The following is a 16,546-nucleotide window of genomic DNA, read 5'->3' on the forward strand; positions in this document are numbered from 1 at the left end:
GACGGGACCGAACACCATGGCAAAAAAGACGTTCGACGAGCGCGAATCGATGATCGGAACGTCCGTTCGGACCGCCGAGGGGCTACGAATCGAAGCCGGAAAGGTCGCGGAGTTCGCGGCCGCGATCGGCGACGACAATCCGATCTACCGGGACGCGGAAATCGCTCGCGAACGGGGCTTCGAGAACGTTCCGGCACCGCTCACCTTCACCCGCATCGCGGAGTTCCCACGCTATCGGCCACCGGAGTTCGTCGAGCCACGCGGATTCGGGCTCGAATTGGATCCGACGACGACGCTGCACGGCGAGGAGGCCTACGAGTATCACGCCCCGGCCGTCGTCGGCGACGTGCTCTCGGCGACGGCCACGCTCACCGACGTGCGCCGCCACGAGGGCGAACGGGGCGGCGAGATGACGTTCGCAGAGATCGAAGAGGTCTTCGAGGATCGATCGGGGCGACCGATCGTCACGGTTCGGAGCACGTACATCGAGACGGAGGGGGCGGACGTGTTGGCCGAGTCGAGCGATTCACCGGAGACCGAAACGCCGGACGCTGATGGGGATCTGAGACTCGTCTCGAAGGACCTCGACCGACGGGATTTCGTCAGATACGCGGGCGCGAGCGGCGATTTCACGCCGCTTCACTTCGACGAGCCGTACACCCGATCGTGCGGCTTCGAGACGGTGTTCGCCCAGGGGATGTTGACCGCCGGCATCGCCTCGCGGCCTCTCACCGATCGGTTCGGCGTCGGATCGATCCGACAGTACCGGGCTCGGTTCGATGACATCGTCAATCCGGGCGAAGCCGTCGTCGTGTCAGGGGCGATTGCGAAGGAGCGATCCGACGGCGGGACGCCGCTCGTCGATATCGATCTCGTCGCCACGACGCGGGAGGGGCGGCGCGTCCTCTCGGGGAGCGCGACCGCAGTTGCCGACCCGGAGCGATAACGGGCGTCGATCCGCGGTTAGAAGTCACCGGAGTCCAGCCGAGTTCGGACCTCCTCGGGAACCGGAACGGAACTGCCGTCGGAGTCGTCGACGAAGACGACGACCACCTCCGCCTCGAAGACGTCCACTCCGTCACGACGACCGACCGCCTCGAACGTAATCGAAGAGCCGCCGATCGTGTGCGAAAGCGAGATCGTGACCAGATCGCCGACCAGTATCGCTTCGAGGTACTCGACCTCGGCGTGCGCGATCGGGTACAACAGGCCGTCCTGCTGTTGAATCTGGTAGGCGGAGTGGTCGATGTCCTCCATGAGTTGGTTTATCGCGCGAACCGTGTAATCGAGCACCGCCGGGGTGTATACACGCCGCGAAAAATCCGTGTCGGCGGCTCGGAGTTTCCAGTCGAACTCGTAGACCATACGTTCGGTAGCCGGAGGGAGAACCTTAGTGTTGCTCCCCAATGTCATCAAGACGGGAACCGCCGATCGCGCTACTCGAAGAACTCCTCGACGCGGCGTTTCGTCTCGGGTTCTTGGTACGCCGCGATGGCGTGGTGGATCGCCTGCCGCATCGACTCGTCGAGGTTCGGCGGTCGGACGGAGTGGACCTGCCGTTTGGCGAGCCCGTGAATGTAGGCGGGTTTCGAAGCCAGCGTTTCGGCGAGGGCGTCGACGGCGTCGTCGAAGGCGTCCGGTTCGTGGAGTTCCTCGATCAGCCCGACCTCGTGGGCCCGCTCGGCGTCGATCGACTCGCCGGTCATGATCAGGTACTTCGTCATCCCCTCGCCGATCATACCGGGGAGTTTCTGCGCCCCGCCGAGGTCCATCGCGAGGCCCATCGTCGACTCGGGAAGGCCGAACTGCGCGGTCGTGTCGGCGATGCGGACGTCACACGCCACCGAGAGTTCGAGCCCGCCGCCGAGAACGTGGCCTTCGAGTGCGGCGACGACTGGCGCATCGAGCGACTCGATGGTTCGGAGCGCCTCGTGGACCGGTTCGAGCAGATCGCGAACGTCGAGGGGATTCATCTCGGCCCACTCGGGAACGTCGGACATGTCCACGCCCGCGGAGAAGTTCCCCTCGGTGCCGCGAATCGTGACGACGGACACCTCCTCGTCGGCCAGTTCATCGAATATCTCGCCGAGACGGACGTACATACCGCCGGTCATGGCGTTCGATTTTCCCGGCCGGTTCAGCGTGATGTCGACGCGGCCGTCGGTCCGGTCGACGAGGACGTTGTCGGATGCCATGACGACCGTTTCGGTGGTACCCACTTCGGTGTTCCGCCCGGCGTCGGAGCGGGGTCGACGCGCCCGAACGATCGGGCAACACAAATATCGCCCCGCCGAACGGCTCCCATGACCGACGCGAACGAGTGGTTCCTCGAAAACCACGATCACCTGCGGGATCTCGGCATCACGCTGGAGTCACAGCGCGAAGGATACGTCAGACTCTCACTGCCGTACGACGAATCGCTGGCGAACCCGGGAACCGGCGTCATGCAGGGCGGCATCGTCGCCACGCTGATCGACCACGGCGGCGGCGCGGCGATTCGGACGACCCTCGAGAACCCGCGGGAGACGACGCACGCCTCGACCGAGTTGAACGTGAGCTATCTGCGGCCTGCGACCGCCGACTTGACCGCCGAAGCGACGGTCGTGCGGTCGGGGCGAACGCGCGGGGTCGTTCGCGTCGACGTGACCGCCGAGACGCCGAAGGGGGTAAAGGAGATCGCCGTCGGGCGCGTCTCGCTGTATCTCGACCGAGGATAGCGCGGAGACGGGGCTGATCGCTGGGTCTATCATGACGTGTCACGAGTGTTCGAGTGAGTGATCACGACCGCATGAACCGCGAATTTGCGTTAACCGACGAACACGAGAAGCTGCGCGAAGGGGTTCGAGCGTTCACCGAGGAGCGGATTAAACCCGAGATCGAACGCTATCGCGAGTCCGGTGAGTTTCCCCACGACGTGCTCGATTCGATCGCCGACGCCGGTTATTACGGATATCCGTACCCCGAACAGTACGGCGGCACGGGCGAGGAACTCGACGCCCGCGCGATGGCCGTCATCCAAGAGGAACTCTCGCGCGTCTGGAAGTACCCGGCCGGCGTGTTGAACGTCTCGTGGGCGCTCGTCGGCAACCCGATCTACGAGCAGGGCACGGAGCGGCAGCGCGAGGAGTGGTTGACGGGGCTTTTGACCGGCGAGTTGCTCGGCGCGCTCTCGATGACCGAACCCGACGCGGGGAGCGACGTGACCCGCGCGACAACCACGGCCGAGCGCGACGGCGACGAGTGGGTCATCGACGGCCACAAACACTGGACCTCCTACGGCGAGGTCGCGGACCTCATCGTCGTCCTCGCGAAGACCGGCGACGGCGGCCACGATCTGAGCCTGTTCGGTATTCCGATGGAGACGCCGGGCGAGCGCGACGGCGTCGAGTTCGTCCGCGACATTCCGAGCATGGCGGGTGACTACGGCGTCGAAAGCGAGATCCAGTACCACGGCCTCCGTCTTCCGGAGGAGAACTTGATCGGCGAACTCGACGAAGGGTTCAAATACGCGATGGCGGCGCTGGATCTCGGACGGATCGGGACCGCCGCCCAGGGCGTCGGGCTGGCACAGGGTGCCTATGAGGCGGCCCGCCAATACGCCGACGAACGCGAGCAGTTCGACCGCCCCATTCGGACCTTCCAGGGGGTGGGCTTCAAGATCGCCGACATGTGTATGGACATCGACGCGGCGCGGCTGTTGACGATGCAAGCCGCCGGAACGATGGACCGAGGCGAGCGCCGACAGGCGAGTTTCGAAGCGGCGAAGGCCAAGACGTACGCGACCGACGTAGCGATGGACGTGACGACCGAAGCGGTGCAGGTACACGGCGGCGTCGGCTACTCGACGGATTACCCCGTCGAACGCTTCATGCGCGAGGCGAAAGGGACCCAAATATACGAGGGGACGAACGAGATCAACCGACAGGTCATCCTCAATCACCTCTACGGGTGAACGGTGATCGCGGCGCAGAATCCGTAGCTGGCGCCAATATTGATATGTCCTCGACCGATTGTACGATCCATGTCAGAAACCCCCCAACAGGTTCCCGACGAGTACGAGTTGTTCATCGACGGCGAATGGGTAGCGGCGTCGGGCGCCGAGACGTTCGGGACGATCGATCCGGCCACCGAGGAGGTAATCGCGACGGTCGCAGCGGCGGGCGCCGAAGACGTCGACGCCGCCGTCTCGAACTCGAAAGCGGCACTCGACGAGTGGCAGTCCATCCCCGCGAGAGAACGGGGGCGCATTCTGTTGGACATCGCTGACGCGATCCGCGAGGACGCGGACCGGCTCGCGTGGATCGAAACCGTCGACAACGGAAAGCCGCTTTCGCAGGCGAAAACGGACGTGCTTCGGTGTGCGGAGTACTTCGCGTACTACGCGGGGATGGCCGACAAGCTCGAAGGCGAGAGCATTCCCCGTTCCGATGAATACGTGGACTACACCGTCCACGAACCGCTCGGCGTCACCGCCCACATCATTCCCTGGAACTTCCCGGTTGGCATCCTCGGACGCGGGCTCGCGCCCGCCCTCGCCGCCGGGAACACGGTCATCGCCAAACCCGCCGAGCAGACGCCGCTGTCGGCGCTGGAGATCGGCGCACTCGCAGTCGAGGCCGGACTACCCGCGGGCGTCTTCAACGTCCTTCCTGGCTTCGGGCCCGACGCGGGCGAACCGCTCGTCGCGCACGACGACGTCGCGCAGGTGACGTTCACCGGATCAGTCCCGACCGGTCGACTGGTCGGGAAAGCCGCCCTCGAGGGGCTGAAGCCGGTGCATCTCGAACTCGGCGGAAAGAATCCCAACGTCGTCTATCCCGACGCGGATCTCGATCGTGCAGTCGAGAGCACGGTCAAATCGATCTTCAGTCGAAACGCCGGGCAGGTCTGTTCGTCGGGGTCGCGGCTCCTGTTGCACGAGGACGTCCACGACGAATTCCTCGATCGGCTCCACACTGCCGTCGACGAGCTGTCGATCGCCTCCGGCGTCGAGGATCCGGACATCGCGGCGATCACGTCGAAAGAACAGTACGAGTCCATCCTCGAATACATCCAGATCGGGCGCGAAGAGGCGGGTGAGCCGCTCATCGGCGGCGAAGCGGTCGACCGGACGGGCTACTTCATCGAGCCGACGATCTTCGACGGCGTCGGGATGGACATGCGAATCGCCCGCGAGGAGATCTTCGGACCGGTGCTGTCGGTGCTGACGTTCTCGGACGAACAGGAGGCGATCGAGTTGGCGAACGACGTCGAGTACGGCCTCGTCTCCGGTATCTTCACGAACGACATCGGGCGAGCGCATCGGTTCGCCCGGGATATCGACGCCGGCGGCGTCTATATCAACGAGTGGTTCTCGAGCGGGATCGAAGCGCCGTTCGGCGGCTACAAGAACAGCGGCCTCGGACGGGCGAAGGGGCTCGCCGCGCTGGAGGAGTACACCCAGATCAAGAACGTCTGTGCCCGGATCGAGTGAACGCTGTTCGTTCGCTGGGATCCTCGGAAGACGTGCCAACTGAAAGCCGATAATCAGTCGTTAAACGGCCGATTAAGCCCGTATCCCCGGCTGGTATAAAACATTTAACGATATGTAACTATCGCGCTATCGTGAATGTATGTGGGAGTACATCCGGGGGAAGTCGGTCGTTCCGGGGATAGCCGCCGAGTCGATGTTACTGTACGTAGGGTTGGGATTCGCCCTCGCGGCCGGCGCAGCGAACACGACGGTGCCGATGGGATACGCGGCGGCGATCGTAGTCGCGATGGCCGCTGGTCTCGGAGTAGTATCGATCGCGATCGGTGGCGCAGTCGGCGTACTCGTCCACGATCTGTTCTACGGTGCCGCAGGATACTGGACACTGATCGTCTCGGCGTGGATCGTCGCGTACGCGGGGTCGATCGCGTGGCTCTCGCCGGAATCGCGATATCCGCTCATGAGCCGGCAGCGTCGGACGGCTCGGTCGATACTCTCGTACGTCTTTATCATGGTCACCGCTGGCGTATACGCGACAGGGGTGACGGCGTGGCTCGCGACGGCTCTAGACGGGATGCCGGTCTACATCGCTACCGGGAGGTTGCTCCCCGGCGTCGCGATCGCGGTCGCGGTCGGATCGGTGATGCTGCTCGCGTTCGAACTGCTTGACTGGACGTCCCTCGTCGGCACCGATCGGTCGAAGAGCGCCGACCGTCCCGAGACGGATGGCGGGGCACTGTTGCGGGTCGACCCGACAACGGTGACCGCGGCCGGACTGTTCGCGATCGGTGCCGCATGGCTCGGCGGGATCACGGTGCTCGATATTCTCGCTCGCGATCTGGGACTGTTCGGCTCCGAACAGCAACTCGGCGAGTACGTCGTCGGAATCGTGGGTACCGATTCGTTGCTCTCGACGGTCGCCGTCGCCGCCTTCGCCGGCGTCTATCGATACGGCGAACTGGCGGTGCTGCTTTCGGCACCGATCGCCGTCCTCGCGGTGTGGTGGTACACCGGCCATCGGAGCACGTGGACGTCGATCGAGCGGGGGCGATACGATGAGTGAAAACGCCGACGGTTCGAGCGGGCGCGAGGGGAACCCCGAAGCACGGACGAGACGGGAGATGCTCCTGACGCTCGGCGGCGTGACTGTGGGGGCAGCGGGGTACGGCTACGGAATCCAACCATCTGCGGGGGACGCATCGCAGTGGGCGACGCACGACGGCTCGACGACCGATCGACACGTCGAGGCGGCGAGAGCGATCGCGGAGGCCGTGTACCCGACATCCGCGTCGGTCGACCGAGCGTTCATCGAAGACCACGTGTTCGGCCGCACGGAACCACGGCCGGGACACATGGACGGAGTCCGATCTGCGATCGAAACGGTGGACGGGTACGCGGTGGCACGGTTCGGAAGCCGGATTTCGGCGCACCCACCCGAACGACGCAGGCACGTACTGCGCTCGATGGGCGTGACCGAGGCACATCCGAATCCGAACGGGACGGCGGCGGAGCGCATTCGATTTTACCTCCTGAACGATCTGCTCTTTGCGCTTTTGACCTCGCCGGTGAGCGGCGATCTGACGGGGATCGAGAATCCCCCGGGGTATCCCGGCGGGCGTGGGGCGTATCGACGAGCGCCGGACGGCGGTGAGAGCCGATGAGCGAGATCGATCGGCGACCGTCGGACGCGGACGTCTGCGTCGTCGGCTCCGGCCCAGCGGGCGCGTTTACAGCCTACTCACTCGCGCGGAAAGGCCACGACGTCGTCGATGTCGACGCCGGAAAACGGTTGAGCCTCGAGGATCACCGAAGACGACTCGAACAGTGGCTGCGTCCCGATTTCGATCGCATGGAGTTTTGGCACGAGGAGCCGCGGGATCGGTACAGTTCGACGGGCGATATATACGCGCGATTGAACGAGACGCGGGTGAAAGCGGTCGGTGGCACGTCGCTCCACTGGGATGCGAATACGCCACGGCTTCATCAAAAGGACTTCGAGATGGACACCCGGTACGGGCTGGCGAGCGACTGGCCGATCGATTACTCCGATCTCCGACCGTATTACGCCCGCGCCGAGCGTGAGATGGGCGTCTCGGGGGCTGACGACAACCCGTTTGGACCGCCGCGGGAGGAACCGTATCCGCAGGCGGCGTTTCCGCCGAGCTACTCGGATGCGCTGTTCGCCGAGGCGTGTGAGGAACTCGGGATCGCGATGAGTTCACAGCCGAAGGCGATCAATTCAGAGCCGTACGACGAGCGGGCCGAATGTCGGGGGTACGGAGTCTGTAACGCCTGTCCGACCGGCGCGAGGTACAGCGCTGACGTGCACGTTCGGAAGGCGGAGACCGAAGGCGCGCGGATCATTGATCGCGCACCCGCACTCTCGATAGAGCACGACCGGACCGGCGAGCACGTCGACGCGGTCGTGTACGCCACGCCGGACGGAGAGCGCCACCGACAGACGGCCGACGAGTTCGTCATCGCGTGCGGTGGAATCGAAACGCCGCGTCTGCTGTTGCTGTCGGAGTCGAAGGAACACCCCGACGGACTGGCTAACTCCAGCGGTGCCGTCGGCCGATACCTCATGGATCACCCGAACGTCAGCGTGTCCGCGGAGCTCGACGAACCCACGCGGCAGAACAACATCGGGTGGGTGTCCAGCCGATCGGACCAGTTTTACGACCACGACGAACCGACGCCCGGGAGCTTCCATCTCACGTTCGGGAACACCGCAAAGCGTGTCCGGGGCGGAGCGCAAAGCAAGAAGCCGACGATGAGCAGGCTCCTCGAGGTGGCGGGGAATCCAACGGCGGACACGCTCTTCGAGACGGCCGGCGACCCGTTCAATGAAACCCGGTTGGGCGACGAGTTGGCGCTGCCGACGACCGCTGGCCCCCCGTATCCGATCTCGATCCGAGGCGCCGGCGAGATGCTCCCGCGGGCTGACAACCGGGTGACGCTGGACCGCTCGAAGACGGACAGCTACGGACAGCCGGTTCCGTCGATCGATCTCTCCGAGGGAACGCACGCGAAGCGGACCATGGAGTACTGCCTCGACGTACAGCGGTCGATCATGGACGAACTCGGAGCCGCGATAACGGGCGAGTCGACGCTGGACGACAGAAGCATGAGCACTCACCACATGGGGACGACTCGGATGGGGACCGACCCCTCGACGAGCGTCGTGAACGCCGAGTGTCGAACGCACGATCTCCGGAACCTCTGGGTCGCCTCCTCCAGCGTGTTCACGACCGGCGGGGCGAACAACCCGACGCTGACCATCGCTGCACTCGCGCTCAAGACGGCCGACCACATCGACGCCAAGCTGTGACCCCCGGCTACCGAACGCCCCGACCTATCTCCCACGTCCGAATCAACCGGGTGAGCGTCCCGTTAACCGGAACCTCGACCCCCCGTTCGCCCGCCCGGTCGACGACGAAGCCGTTGATCGCGTCGATCTCGGTCCGGCGGTCGGCGAGCACGTCCTGCTGCATCGAGGAGGTGTTCTCCGCGGTCGCCTCGGCCACCGTCCGAACCGCCCGTTCGGCCGCCGAATCCGGCAAGTCGATACCCTCGAGCCGGGCAACCGCGGCGGTCTCCCGGGCGGCCGCCGACGCGATCGACCACGCGTCGCCGTCGAGCACCGATCCGTTGTCGATCCGGGCCAGCGCGGTCGTCGCGTTGATCCCCGCGTTGACCGCGAGTTTCTCCCAGAGCCGCGCCGGCATGTCCTCGTCGACCGACGTGACGATCCCGGCGCGCTCGAACGCCGCCCCGACGCGGTCGGCGAGCGCGGACGAACCACCTGTTCGCGGCCCAAGGGCGACCTCCCCGACGCCCGTACAGCGTACCTCTCCGGGAGAAGGCCGGAAGGCACCGTACGAACAGGTGCCGGCGAGAACGGGGGCGTCGAGTTGATCTGCGAGTATCCGTTCGTTCCCCATCCCGTTCTGGACTGAGAGGCAAGCGTCGAGATCGCAATCTGCGAGCGCGGTCGCGGCGGCGGCGGTGTCGAACGATTTCACACACACGATCGCGAGATCGGCCGCTTCGGGTGGGGCAAACCGCGCCGCCGGGCGGACGGTCGCTTCGATCGTACCGGAGATTCGAAGCCCGCGCTCGTCGATAGCTCGCACGTGCTGATCCCGGCCGACGAGCGTCACGTCGTGTTCGCGTTCGAGCAGCCCGCCGAGGAGGCTCCCGAGGCTTCCGGCGCCGAAGACGACGATCTCCATGTGAGATCCAAGACGCCGTCGATCAAAACGCTGTCCACTCGACCGAAGCGCACCACTCACAGGAGCGAGCTACGGTGTGTCCGATCAGTCCTCCTCGACGTATCCGATCTCCTCGCCGGGAGCCCCACAGGACGGGCAGGCGGGCGGGACGCTTTCGAGGGAACCGAGTTCGCCGCAGACGCCACAGCGCCACAGGAGCGTCTTCTCCCCGGAGCGGTCCTCGGCTCGCGACGTTTTCGTCATTGGTGGTGCGATCATACGCGTGGATACGTCGTATCAGAGCATATCCTTGTCGGAGGATTCGTGGCGACGGCGCGGAGATGCAAGCGCAAAAGCTATATCAATAATATATTATGAATATAGAAGGAAAGAATACATACTGGTCTCAGACTGGGTCAAAGAATTTGAAAAGCAAATAAAGATATCAATATATAAGTTATTGTTAAGGATCAGAAGATTATTCTATAGACTATTTAAATTATGCTCGCCGACGCCTCAGCCGCCGAAATAAAATTATACCATCATATAAAGTATAATTCAGCGATTATGTATAATTTTAAGTCATTTCGCGAGATAGCCGCCGTCCACGACGATCGACTCGCCGTTTATATACCGGGCGTGGTCCGACGCGAGGAAGGCGGCGAGCGGTCCGACGTCCTCGGGCGTCCCGAAGTACGGAAGCGGGACCGCCGAATCGAAGTGTGCGCGCGTCTCGGGGTCGTCCCGGAACCCGCACGTCCGAGCGGTCTCGATCAGCCCCGGACAGATCGCGTTCGCGAGGATCGGCACGTCGGCGTACTCGATCGCCAACTGGCGGGTGAGATTGATTACCGCGGCCTTGGCCGCACAGTAGGCGGGCCGCCCCGCGATGCCGACGAACCCGAGCTGTGAGGCGACGTTGATGATTCGCGGTGCCTCGCTCTCGCGGAGGTGCGGGAGAGCCGCCCGAGAGCAGAGATACACCCCGGTGAGGTTCACATCGAGGATGCGCTGCCACGCGTCCAAAGAGAGCGACTCGATGTCGTTCTCGTGCGGCGGGACGGCAGCGTTGTTGACGAGCACGTCGAGGCCGCCGAACGAATCGACGGTGGCCTCGACGAGCGTCGACACCGCGTCGGGGTCGGAGACGTCGGTCTCGACGAATGCGTACGTCCCGTCGGTCTCCTCGATCCGCGATTCGGTCGGGTCGCGGCCGGATCGTGGGGTTTCGCGAATGTCGGCGACGACGACGGTCGCGCCCGCCGACGCGAGTTCGATCGCGATCGCTCGGCCGATCCCCGAGGAGCCACCGGTCACGACGGCGGTCCGGTCGGCGAGGTCGATCACAGCGTCCCCTTCGCCGGGAGTAGCTCCGACAGCGGCGCTTTGATCGGTCCGTCGTCGCCCGGCACGACGACATCGACGTCAGGTGCGAAAGTGTCGTACAGCTCTCGACAGACACCGCACGCGGAGACGACCTCCATCGGATTACTCGAATCGTCGTCACGGTAAATGACCGCGACGCTGGTCTCGATCTCGTCGTCGCCTGCCATCACCGCCCGCCCGAGCGCGACGGGTTCGGAGTGAACGTCCGCCTGTCCGCCCGTGATCAAATTTATACCTGTGTATATTTCCCCGGACGACGCCCTGACAGCCGCACTACAGCGGTGACGTCCGGGGACGTGGAGCTTCTTCAGCAGTGCTTCGGCCTCGGCGATCAGTTCTCTATCCTCGTCGGTGATCGGCTTCGTTCGCATGTCGAGTGGTACTCATCCGCACCGCATGAACGTTACCCACGTGATAGTTCGAAGATCCGAATCAGGGGGGTGGCGGGGTTGCCGGTATCTGTTCATTCAACAGGGGGTTGTTCGTAGCAGTGGTCGTGTCCGGGATCCACGCGAATAGAAGTGCGGACGAACACCGGAGTCGAGCGCTGGCGACGCTCGCGTTCGGCACCGTCGCGCTGTTGGCGGGACAACTCATCGTGTCGCCGCTGTTGCCGACGATCATCGACGAATACGGGATCACGTCGGGGGCGGCAGGATCGGCGCTGACCACGATGTGGGCCTGCGCTGCGCTCTCGATGTATCCCGGCGGCCGACTCTCCGATAGCCTCGGCCGGCGGCCGGTGTTGGTGGCCGCGATGATCACCGCGTCGATCGGGCTCGGGCTGGCCGCGATCGCGCCGACCTTCCCGGCGTTCGTCGTCGCGTTGGCGCTCATCGGGGTCGGGATCGGGCTGTACGAGCCGACGAGCATGGCGACGGTCGCGGATCTGTTCGCCGCCGGTCGAGGACGCGCGTACGGCGTCGTTTCGGCCTCCTACAACGTCGGCAGCGCGGTGGCTGCGGGGCTCGCTATCGCTGCGCTTTCGCTCGGAAACTGGCGTTCGGCGTTCATCCCCGCCATCGCTGGCTTGCTCGCCGCCGGGTGGCTGTTACACCGGCTGTTGTCCGCGGAGTACGCCGTGACGCGGGTTCGACTCGCGCCGATCGAATCGTTCCGTCGCGTCTTCATTACGACCGAACTCAGGTATCTGCTCGTGCTCTTTTGTTTCAACATGCTGTTGTGGCAGGGAACCATCAGTTTCTTTCCGACGCTCCTGCAGACCGAGTTGGGCGTCCCGCCGACCGGAGCGACCATCGCGTTCGCGTCCATCTTCGCGATCGGGTTGCTCATCAGTCCGGTCGTGGGGGTGCTCGGCGACCGAATCGGACACCGACGCATCGGGCTGTTCACCCCCATCGTCGGGCTGGTGGGGCTCGCGCTCCTCCTCGGCGTCCGGAGCGTGGTCGGACTCGCGCTCGGGACGGGACTGTTCGCGCTCGGGATGGTCGCGTTCTGGCCGGTGATGACGACCGATCTGATCGGCGTCCTCGCCGACGAGACGATGGGGGCGGACTACGGGCTCACACGGGCGATCTTCTACGCGACAGGGAGCCTCGGGCCGACGTACGTCGGCGTCGTCGCTGGGTGGACCTCGTTCGTCACGGCGTATGCGGGCCTTGGCGTGTGCTTTCTCGTTTCCATGGCGGTGTTCGTCCGAATTATACGACTCGGGAATCGACCCATATGAGAGGTACTGTTAAGTGTATTCACGGGGAACCGTGACACGATTGTGCTCGGCGAGGTGAGCCATCGCGGAGTGAAAAGTACCAACCATGTCCGATCTCAGAACCATCGACCGTGCACTCGAACGCATCGAGCGCGAACGCGAATCGATCGAGCGCGAACGCGGTGCGTTCGATCGGTTCGAAACTCGACTCCGCCCGCTGCCGATCGCCTCGCGAACGGCGGGAGGCGAACGCGTGGATCCGACGACGGTCGTCGAGACTTACGACGACACGGTGATGGCGACCGTGGCGCGCGAACGTGCCTACGACGAGACGCTCGAGGAGCACCTCTCGAACGAGCTCGGCGAGGTGCTCGCCAAACGACTCGAAAAAACCGAGGCGTTGACCGGACGGCTGAAGCGCGACCTGCTGTCGGCTGCCGAGGAAGCTCGAAATCGTCGGGAGGGCCTCCTCGTCGTTCTCGACGGCGAGCGCTCGTCGATCGAAACGGCGCGGCGCGACCTCCGCCGGATCCACGAACGACTAGTCGAGACACCCGGTTGCTCGACGCACGAGCAGCCGATCGATCGCGTGATCGACGGCTGGCGAGCGCTCGATGGTCTCGAGGCGAACTGCGGATCGATCGCGACAGAGCGCCAACGATATCTCTTCGAGGAGCGGCCGTCGAAGCCGTTCGACGATCCACTCCTGTTCGATGCGTACCTCTACCGCGATCTCGAAACCACTCATCCCGTTTTATCGGCCGTTGCGGCGACGATCGAAGCGATCGGGAGCAAACGGATAACCGGGATCGACCGCGACGAGCAGGATATCCCCGTCTGAGCTTACAGGTGAGCGAGCAGCGTTCGCGTCGAATCCTGTTCACGGAGCGACTCGAGCGCCTCCCGACTCGCCTGCACGTCCGTCTCCGAGAGCGCGCGCTCGGCGCACATCTCGTACTTCTTTCGGAGTTCGGGGATCGATAGCGGGTTCTCGTGGGTCCCAGGGGGGTTCTCCCTCGTTTGCTCGTACACAGTGCCGTCTGTCGTTTCGAGTCGAAGCCGGCTCCCGTGGGAGTCGTAGTGGAGATCGGGGTCCAATTCGAGGGTGACGCGCTCGCGGACCGCCTGCACTGCGGGGTCGTCGACGTGTTCGTCCTCGAAGGCGGCGAGGCCGACGCGCCGATTGACCACGCCGTAGGCGACGGTATAGGGCATCGAGAACTTGGCTTCGAGACCCGTACTCGGGTCGTCGTGTGCGAGCGCGTCGAGCGCGCCACCCGCGGCGTGGACCGTGATCGACTCGACCGACTCGGGCGCGACGTCGTGTTCGGTGACGAGATCGATCACGTTCGCGATGCTCGTGTGAGTGAAATAACAGCACGGGTACTTTTTTATATGGACGCCTTCGGTGAGGATCGCCCACTCCGATCCCAACTCGTGGCCGGCATCCGGATCGACGCCATCTTCGCCGGCGTAGATGTCCCAGAAGCCGTCGTCACCGGCGATCGCAGCCGAATCGGCGGTGAAGCCGCCGTCAGCGAGTTGGGCTGCCGTAATTCCGGACCGAACCGCCTGGCCGGCGTGCAGCGGCTTCGTCATCGATCCGAAGTTCCGCTTGAGTCCCGACGCCATCGACGCGGCGATGTGCAACGCGTGATGGGTCTCCTCGGCGGAGCAGCCCAAAAGCGAAGCCGAGACTGCCGCGGCGCCGAACACGCCGAACGTCGACGTGGGGTGCCAGCCGTGCTCGTAGTGGCTCGGGCTGATCGGCGCGGCGATCGCACACTCGGTTTCGAAGCCGGCGACGAACGCGGTCACCAGTTCGCGGCCGGTCGCGTCCAGTCGCTCGCCGACAGCCAGCGCCGGCGCGACCAACGCGACGCTCGGGTGGCCGTCCATCCCCCACGAGACATCGTCGAAATCGAGGCCGTGGCCCGCCGTCCCGTTGGCGAGTGCCGCGTCGGCCATCGTGGCGGTTTCGTCCCGGCCGAGGACGGTCGTCCCGCCCGGTTCTGCGATGGCCGCCGCGGCCGCACCCGCGCCGACGCGCGCCCCGGCGAGCGTCACCCCGACGGTGTCGACGAAGCACCGCTCGGCGAGCCGGACGGCGTCCTCGGGGACGTCTTCGAAGGACAGCGTCGAAACGAACGACGCGATCGATTCGGACGGGTTCGGCGGGCGATTGAGTTGTTCGGACATGCATACCCCCACCACGCAGAGCGGCTTAGAAGTACCGCCGTTCCCGGGGGGATTTAATACTCGGGTCGACGACCACTGTTCACATGAGACGGACGACGAGAGATCTATCGACGTCGGAGATCGCCGAACTGGCGACCGCGTTCGGCATCGACGTTGGCGACAGCGAGCTCGATGACCTGAAACGGCGGGTGAACCGCCGACTCGACGGACTCGATGAGGTGTACGAGATACCGATCGACGCCCCGGACGTTCCCGGCGACCGGCGCTGGTCGAAGCCGACTGCGGAGTTCGACCCCTACAACGCGGTCGTGACCGCGTGCGAAATCGAGCCGACCGACGACGGGGCGCTTTCGGGACTGACGGTTGGTATAAAGGACAACATCGCCGTCGCGGGCGTGCCGATGCAGTGTGGATCGGCGGTCATGGAGGGGTTCACGCCGGTCGAGGACGCACCCGTCGTCACGCGGCTTCTTGAAGCGGGAGCGACGATCACCGCGAAGACGAACCTCGACGAGTTCGCCGGTGGCGGCCGGGGGATGGCCGCCGACGGACAGATCCGCCATCCCATGGACCCAGACCGATACCCCGCTGGATCGTCTGGCGGGAGCGCGGCCGCGGTGGCGGCCGGGCAAGTCGACATCGCCCTTGGAACCGACACCGGCGGATCGGTGCGGGCCCCAGCCGCCGTCTGCGGACTCGTCGGCGCCAAGGCGACCTACGGTCTCGTCCCCATCGCGGGCGTCATCGAGAACACGTACTCGCTCGATCACGTCGGCGTTCTGGCGCGGACCGTCTCCGAGGCGGCGGCGTGTCTGGACGCCCTCGCCGGGAAACACGAACGCGATCCGGGGAGCATGGCTGCGGCAGGTCACGACGAGTACACGATCGGCGGCTACGCGGACGCCGCCGCCGATCCGATCGACCCGGCTGACCTGACGCTCGGTAGACTTGTCGAATCATTCGAGGACGGCGAAACGGCGGTCCTCGACCACGTCTCCGCAACGCTCGACGACCTCGATGCGGCCGGCGCGACCGTCGTCGATATTTCGCTCCCCGAAGCCGACCTCGTAGACACGATCAAAAACTGCATCACGTACCCGGAGTTGGCCCAGTACTGGCGCGACGGCGGCGTTCCGCTTCGTCGCGGCGGCGGTGAGACGCGCGATCAGGTCGGCTTCGCGCGACGTGCCGAAGCCGCGAGCGGCGAGTTGAACTCGTTTTACCGCGGCCGGATCATCGCGGGGGCGCAACTGCTCACCGAACACGACGGCCGCCACTACAGTCGCGGGCTCGCCGCGCGAACGGCGCTCAGAAACCGCGTCGAATCGCAGTTCGCGTCGGGGGAGCTCGATGCGATCGTCTCGCCGACGGTGCCGGGCGTCGCACCGAAACACGAGGACGCGGACGATCCCGGATTCGGCATCACCACCAACACCCGGATCGCGAACGTCACGAAACTACCCGCAATGACCGTCCCCTGCGGCACGGTCGGGGGGCTATCGGTCGGCCTCCAGTTGCTCGGCGAGCGATTCGGGGAACGCCACCTGTTCCGGCAGGCGGCGGGCCTCGAGGGCCGAATCGCCGACGCGTAGCCAACTTATTTGTACC

General features: G+C 65.0%; 17 protein-coding genes. 10 read left to right on the forward strand and 7 right to left on the reverse strand.

Features of this window, described 5'->3' with window-relative positions:
* Positions 1–16: 16 nt before the first annotated feature.
* Positions 17–946 carry a MaoC family dehydratase N-terminal domain-containing protein gene (locus R6U53_RS13335; RefSeq protein ID WP_410322863.1) on the forward strand — a complete coding sequence of 310 codons (930 nt, stop codon included), beginning with the start codon at positions 17–19 and terminating at the stop codon, positions 944–946.
* A 17-nt stretch (positions 947–963) separates the two neighbouring features.
* Here the strand turns inward: R6U53_RS13335 and R6U53_RS13340 are convergent, their stop codons facing one another.
* Positions 964–1,365, reverse strand: a complete 402-nt coding sequence (locus tag R6U53_RS13340) for an acyl-CoA thioesterase (protein WP_410322864.1) — start codon at positions 1,363–1,365, stop codon at positions 964–966.
* A gap of 71 nt (positions 1,366–1,436) precedes the next feature.
* Entirely contained in the window at positions 1,437–2,195 is a 759-nt protein-coding gene (locus R6U53_RS13345) for an enoyl-CoA hydratase/isomerase family protein (protein ID WP_410322865.1), read from the reverse strand.
* A 108-nt stretch (positions 2,196–2,303) separates the two neighbouring features.
* On the opposite strand from R6U53_RS13345, the gene R6U53_RS13350 reads away from it, so the two are divergent.
* The 6 genes from R6U53_RS13350 (at position 2,304) to R6U53_RS13375 (ending at position 8,801) form a co-directional block, all read left to right on the forward strand.
* Entirely contained in the window at positions 2,304–2,717 is a 414-nt protein-coding gene (locus R6U53_RS13350) for a PaaI family thioesterase (protein WP_410322866.1), read from the forward strand.
* Between the two features lie 71 nt (positions 2,718–2,788).
* The gene (locus tag R6U53_RS13355) at positions 2,789–3,952 is read left to right on the forward strand and encodes an acyl-CoA dehydrogenase family protein (protein WP_410322867.1); all 1,164 of its coding nucleotides are present in this window, start codon (positions 2,789–2,791) and stop codon (positions 3,950–3,952) included.
* 69 nt (positions 3,953–4,021) lie between these two features.
* Entirely contained in the window at positions 4,022–5,473 is a 1,452-nt protein-coding gene (locus R6U53_RS13360; protein ID WP_410322868.1) for an aldehyde dehydrogenase family protein, read from the forward strand.
* A 139-nt stretch (positions 5,474–5,612) separates the two neighbouring features.
* A complete protein-coding gene (locus R6U53_RS13365; protein WP_410322869.1) occupies positions 5,613–6,533 on the forward strand; it encodes a hypothetical protein in 921 nt (306 codons plus the stop codon).
* The gene (locus tag R6U53_RS13370) at positions 6,526–7,131 is read left to right on the forward strand and encodes a hypothetical protein (RefSeq protein ID WP_410322870.1); all 606 of its coding nucleotides are present in this window, start codon (positions 6,526–6,528) and stop codon (positions 7,129–7,131) included. Before R6U53_RS13365 ends, R6U53_RS13370 begins: the two co-directional genes overlap by 8 nt.
* Positions 7,128–8,801 carry a GMC family oxidoreductase gene (locus R6U53_RS13375; RefSeq protein WP_410322871.1) on the forward strand — a complete coding sequence of 558 codons (1,674 nt, stop codon included), beginning with the start codon at positions 7,128–7,130 and terminating at the stop codon, positions 8,799–8,801. The genes R6U53_RS13370 and R6U53_RS13375 overlap by 4 nt, the downstream gene beginning before the upstream one ends.
* Before the next feature lie 7 nt (positions 8,802–8,808).
* On the opposite strand, the gene R6U53_RS13380 is transcribed toward R6U53_RS13375, so the two are convergent.
* The 4 genes from R6U53_RS13380 to R6U53_RS13395 form a co-directional block, all read right to left on the reverse strand.
* Positions 8,809–9,705 (reverse strand): ketopantoate reductase family protein, encoded by an 897-nt coding sequence (locus R6U53_RS13380; protein ID WP_410322872.1) that lies wholly within the window; start codon positions 9,703–9,705, stop codon positions 8,809–8,811.
* A gap of 84 nt (positions 9,706–9,789) precedes the next feature.
* The gene (locus R6U53_RS13385; protein WP_410322873.1) at positions 9,790–9,963 is read right to left on the reverse strand and encodes a rubredoxin-like domain-containing protein; all 174 of its coding nucleotides are present in this window, start codon (positions 9,961–9,963) and stop codon (positions 9,790–9,792) included.
* 303 nt (positions 9,964–10,266) lie between these two features.
* On the reverse strand, positions 10,267–11,031 hold the full coding sequence (locus R6U53_RS13390) for an SDR family NAD(P)-dependent oxidoreductase (RefSeq protein WP_410322874.1): 765 nt from the start codon (positions 11,029–11,031) through the stop codon (positions 10,267–10,269).
* A complete protein-coding gene (locus R6U53_RS13395) occupies positions 11,028–11,441 on the reverse strand; it encodes a hypothetical protein (protein WP_410322875.1) in 414 nt (137 codons plus the stop codon). Before R6U53_RS13395 ends, R6U53_RS13390 begins: the two co-directional genes overlap by 4 nt.
* A gap of 125 nt (positions 11,442–11,566) precedes the next feature.
* Here R6U53_RS13395 and R6U53_RS13400 point away from each other — a divergent pair, with 125 nt between their 5' ends.
* Together R6U53_RS13400 and R6U53_RS13405 are read left to right on the forward strand one after the other, a co-directional pair.
* On the forward strand, positions 11,567–12,760 hold the full coding sequence (locus tag R6U53_RS13400; protein WP_410322876.1) for an MFS transporter: 1,194 nt from the start codon (positions 11,567–11,569) through the stop codon (positions 12,758–12,760).
* Between the two features lie 85 nt (positions 12,761–12,845).
* Complete coding sequence (locus R6U53_RS13405; RefSeq protein WP_410322877.1) at positions 12,846–13,580, forward strand: hypothetical protein; 735 nt, start codon at positions 12,846–12,848, stop codon at positions 13,578–13,580.
* 2 nt (positions 13,581–13,582) lie between these two features.
* Here the strand turns inward: R6U53_RS13405 and R6U53_RS13410 are convergent, their stop codons facing one another.
* The gene (locus tag R6U53_RS13410; RefSeq protein ID WP_410322878.1) at positions 13,583–14,938 is read right to left on the reverse strand and encodes an MmgE/PrpD family protein; all 1,356 of its coding nucleotides are present in this window, start codon (positions 14,936–14,938) and stop codon (positions 13,583–13,585) included.
* Positions 14,939–15,021: 83 nt separating this feature from the next.
* On the opposite strand from R6U53_RS13410, the gene R6U53_RS13415 reads away from it, so the two are divergent.
* Positions 15,022–16,530, forward strand: coding sequence for an amidase family protein (locus R6U53_RS13415; RefSeq protein WP_410322879.1), 1,509 nt, complete (start codon positions 15,022–15,024; stop codon positions 16,528–16,530).
* Positions 16,531–16,546: the final 16 nt, after the last annotated feature.

This window comes from Natronomonas sp. (assembly GCF_046483325.1).
Lineage (GTDB): Archaea > Halobacteriota > Halobacteria > Halobacteriales > Haloarculaceae > Natronomonas.

Bases quoted from the DNA above. Each gene is read 5' to 3' on its own strand.
- R6U53_RS13335 (WP_410322863.1), top strand. From the start codon at position 17: ATGGCAAAAAAGACGTTCGACGAGCGCGAATCGATGATCGGAACGTCC.
- R6U53_RS13340 (WP_410322864.1), bottom strand. From the start codon at position 1,365: ATGGTCTACGAGTTCGACTGGAAACTCCGAGCCGCCGACACGGATTTT.
- R6U53_RS13345 (WP_410322865.1), bottom strand. From the start codon at position 2,195: ATGGCATCCGACAACGTCCTCGTCGACCGGACCGACGGCCGCGTCGAC.
- R6U53_RS13350 (WP_410322866.1), top strand. From the start codon at position 2,304: ATGACCGACGCGAACGAGTGGTTCCTCGAAAACCACGATCACCTGCGG.
- R6U53_RS13355 (WP_410322867.1), top strand. From the start codon at position 2,789: ATGAACCGCGAATTTGCGTTAACCGACGAACACGAGAAGCTGCGCGAA.
- R6U53_RS13360 (WP_410322868.1), top strand. From the start codon at position 4,022: ATGTCAGAAACCCCCCAACAGGTTCCCGACGAGTACGAGTTGTTCATC.
- R6U53_RS13365 (WP_410322869.1), top strand. From the start codon at position 5,613: ATGTGGGAGTACATCCGGGGGAAGTCGGTCGTTCCGGGGATAGCCGCC.
- R6U53_RS13370 (WP_410322870.1), top strand. From the start codon at position 6,526: ATGAGTGAAAACGCCGACGGTTCGAGCGGGCGCGAGGGGAACCCCGAA.
- R6U53_RS13375 (WP_410322871.1), top strand. From the start codon at position 7,128: ATGAGCGAGATCGATCGGCGACCGTCGGACGCGGACGTCTGCGTCGTC.
- R6U53_RS13380 (WP_410322872.1), bottom strand. From the start codon at position 9,705: ATGGAGATCGTCGTCTTCGGCGCCGGAAGCCTCGGGAGCCTCCTCGGC.
- R6U53_RS13385 (WP_410322873.1), bottom strand. From the start codon at position 9,963: ATGATCGCACCACCAATGACGAAAACGTCGCGAGCCGAGGACCGCTCC.
- R6U53_RS13395 (WP_410322875.1), bottom strand. From the start codon at position 11,441: ATGCGAACGAAGCCGATCACCGACGAGGATAGAGAACTGATCGCCGAG.
- R6U53_RS13405 (WP_410322877.1), top strand. From the start codon at position 12,846: ATGTCCGATCTCAGAACCATCGACCGTGCACTCGAACGCATCGAGCGC.
- R6U53_RS13410 (WP_410322878.1), bottom strand. From the start codon at position 14,938: ATGTCCGAACAACTCAATCGCCCGCCGAACCCGTCCGAATCGATCGCG.
- R6U53_RS13415 (WP_410322879.1), top strand. From the start codon at position 15,022: ATGAGACGGACGACGAGAGATCTATCGACGTCGGAGATCGCCGAACTG.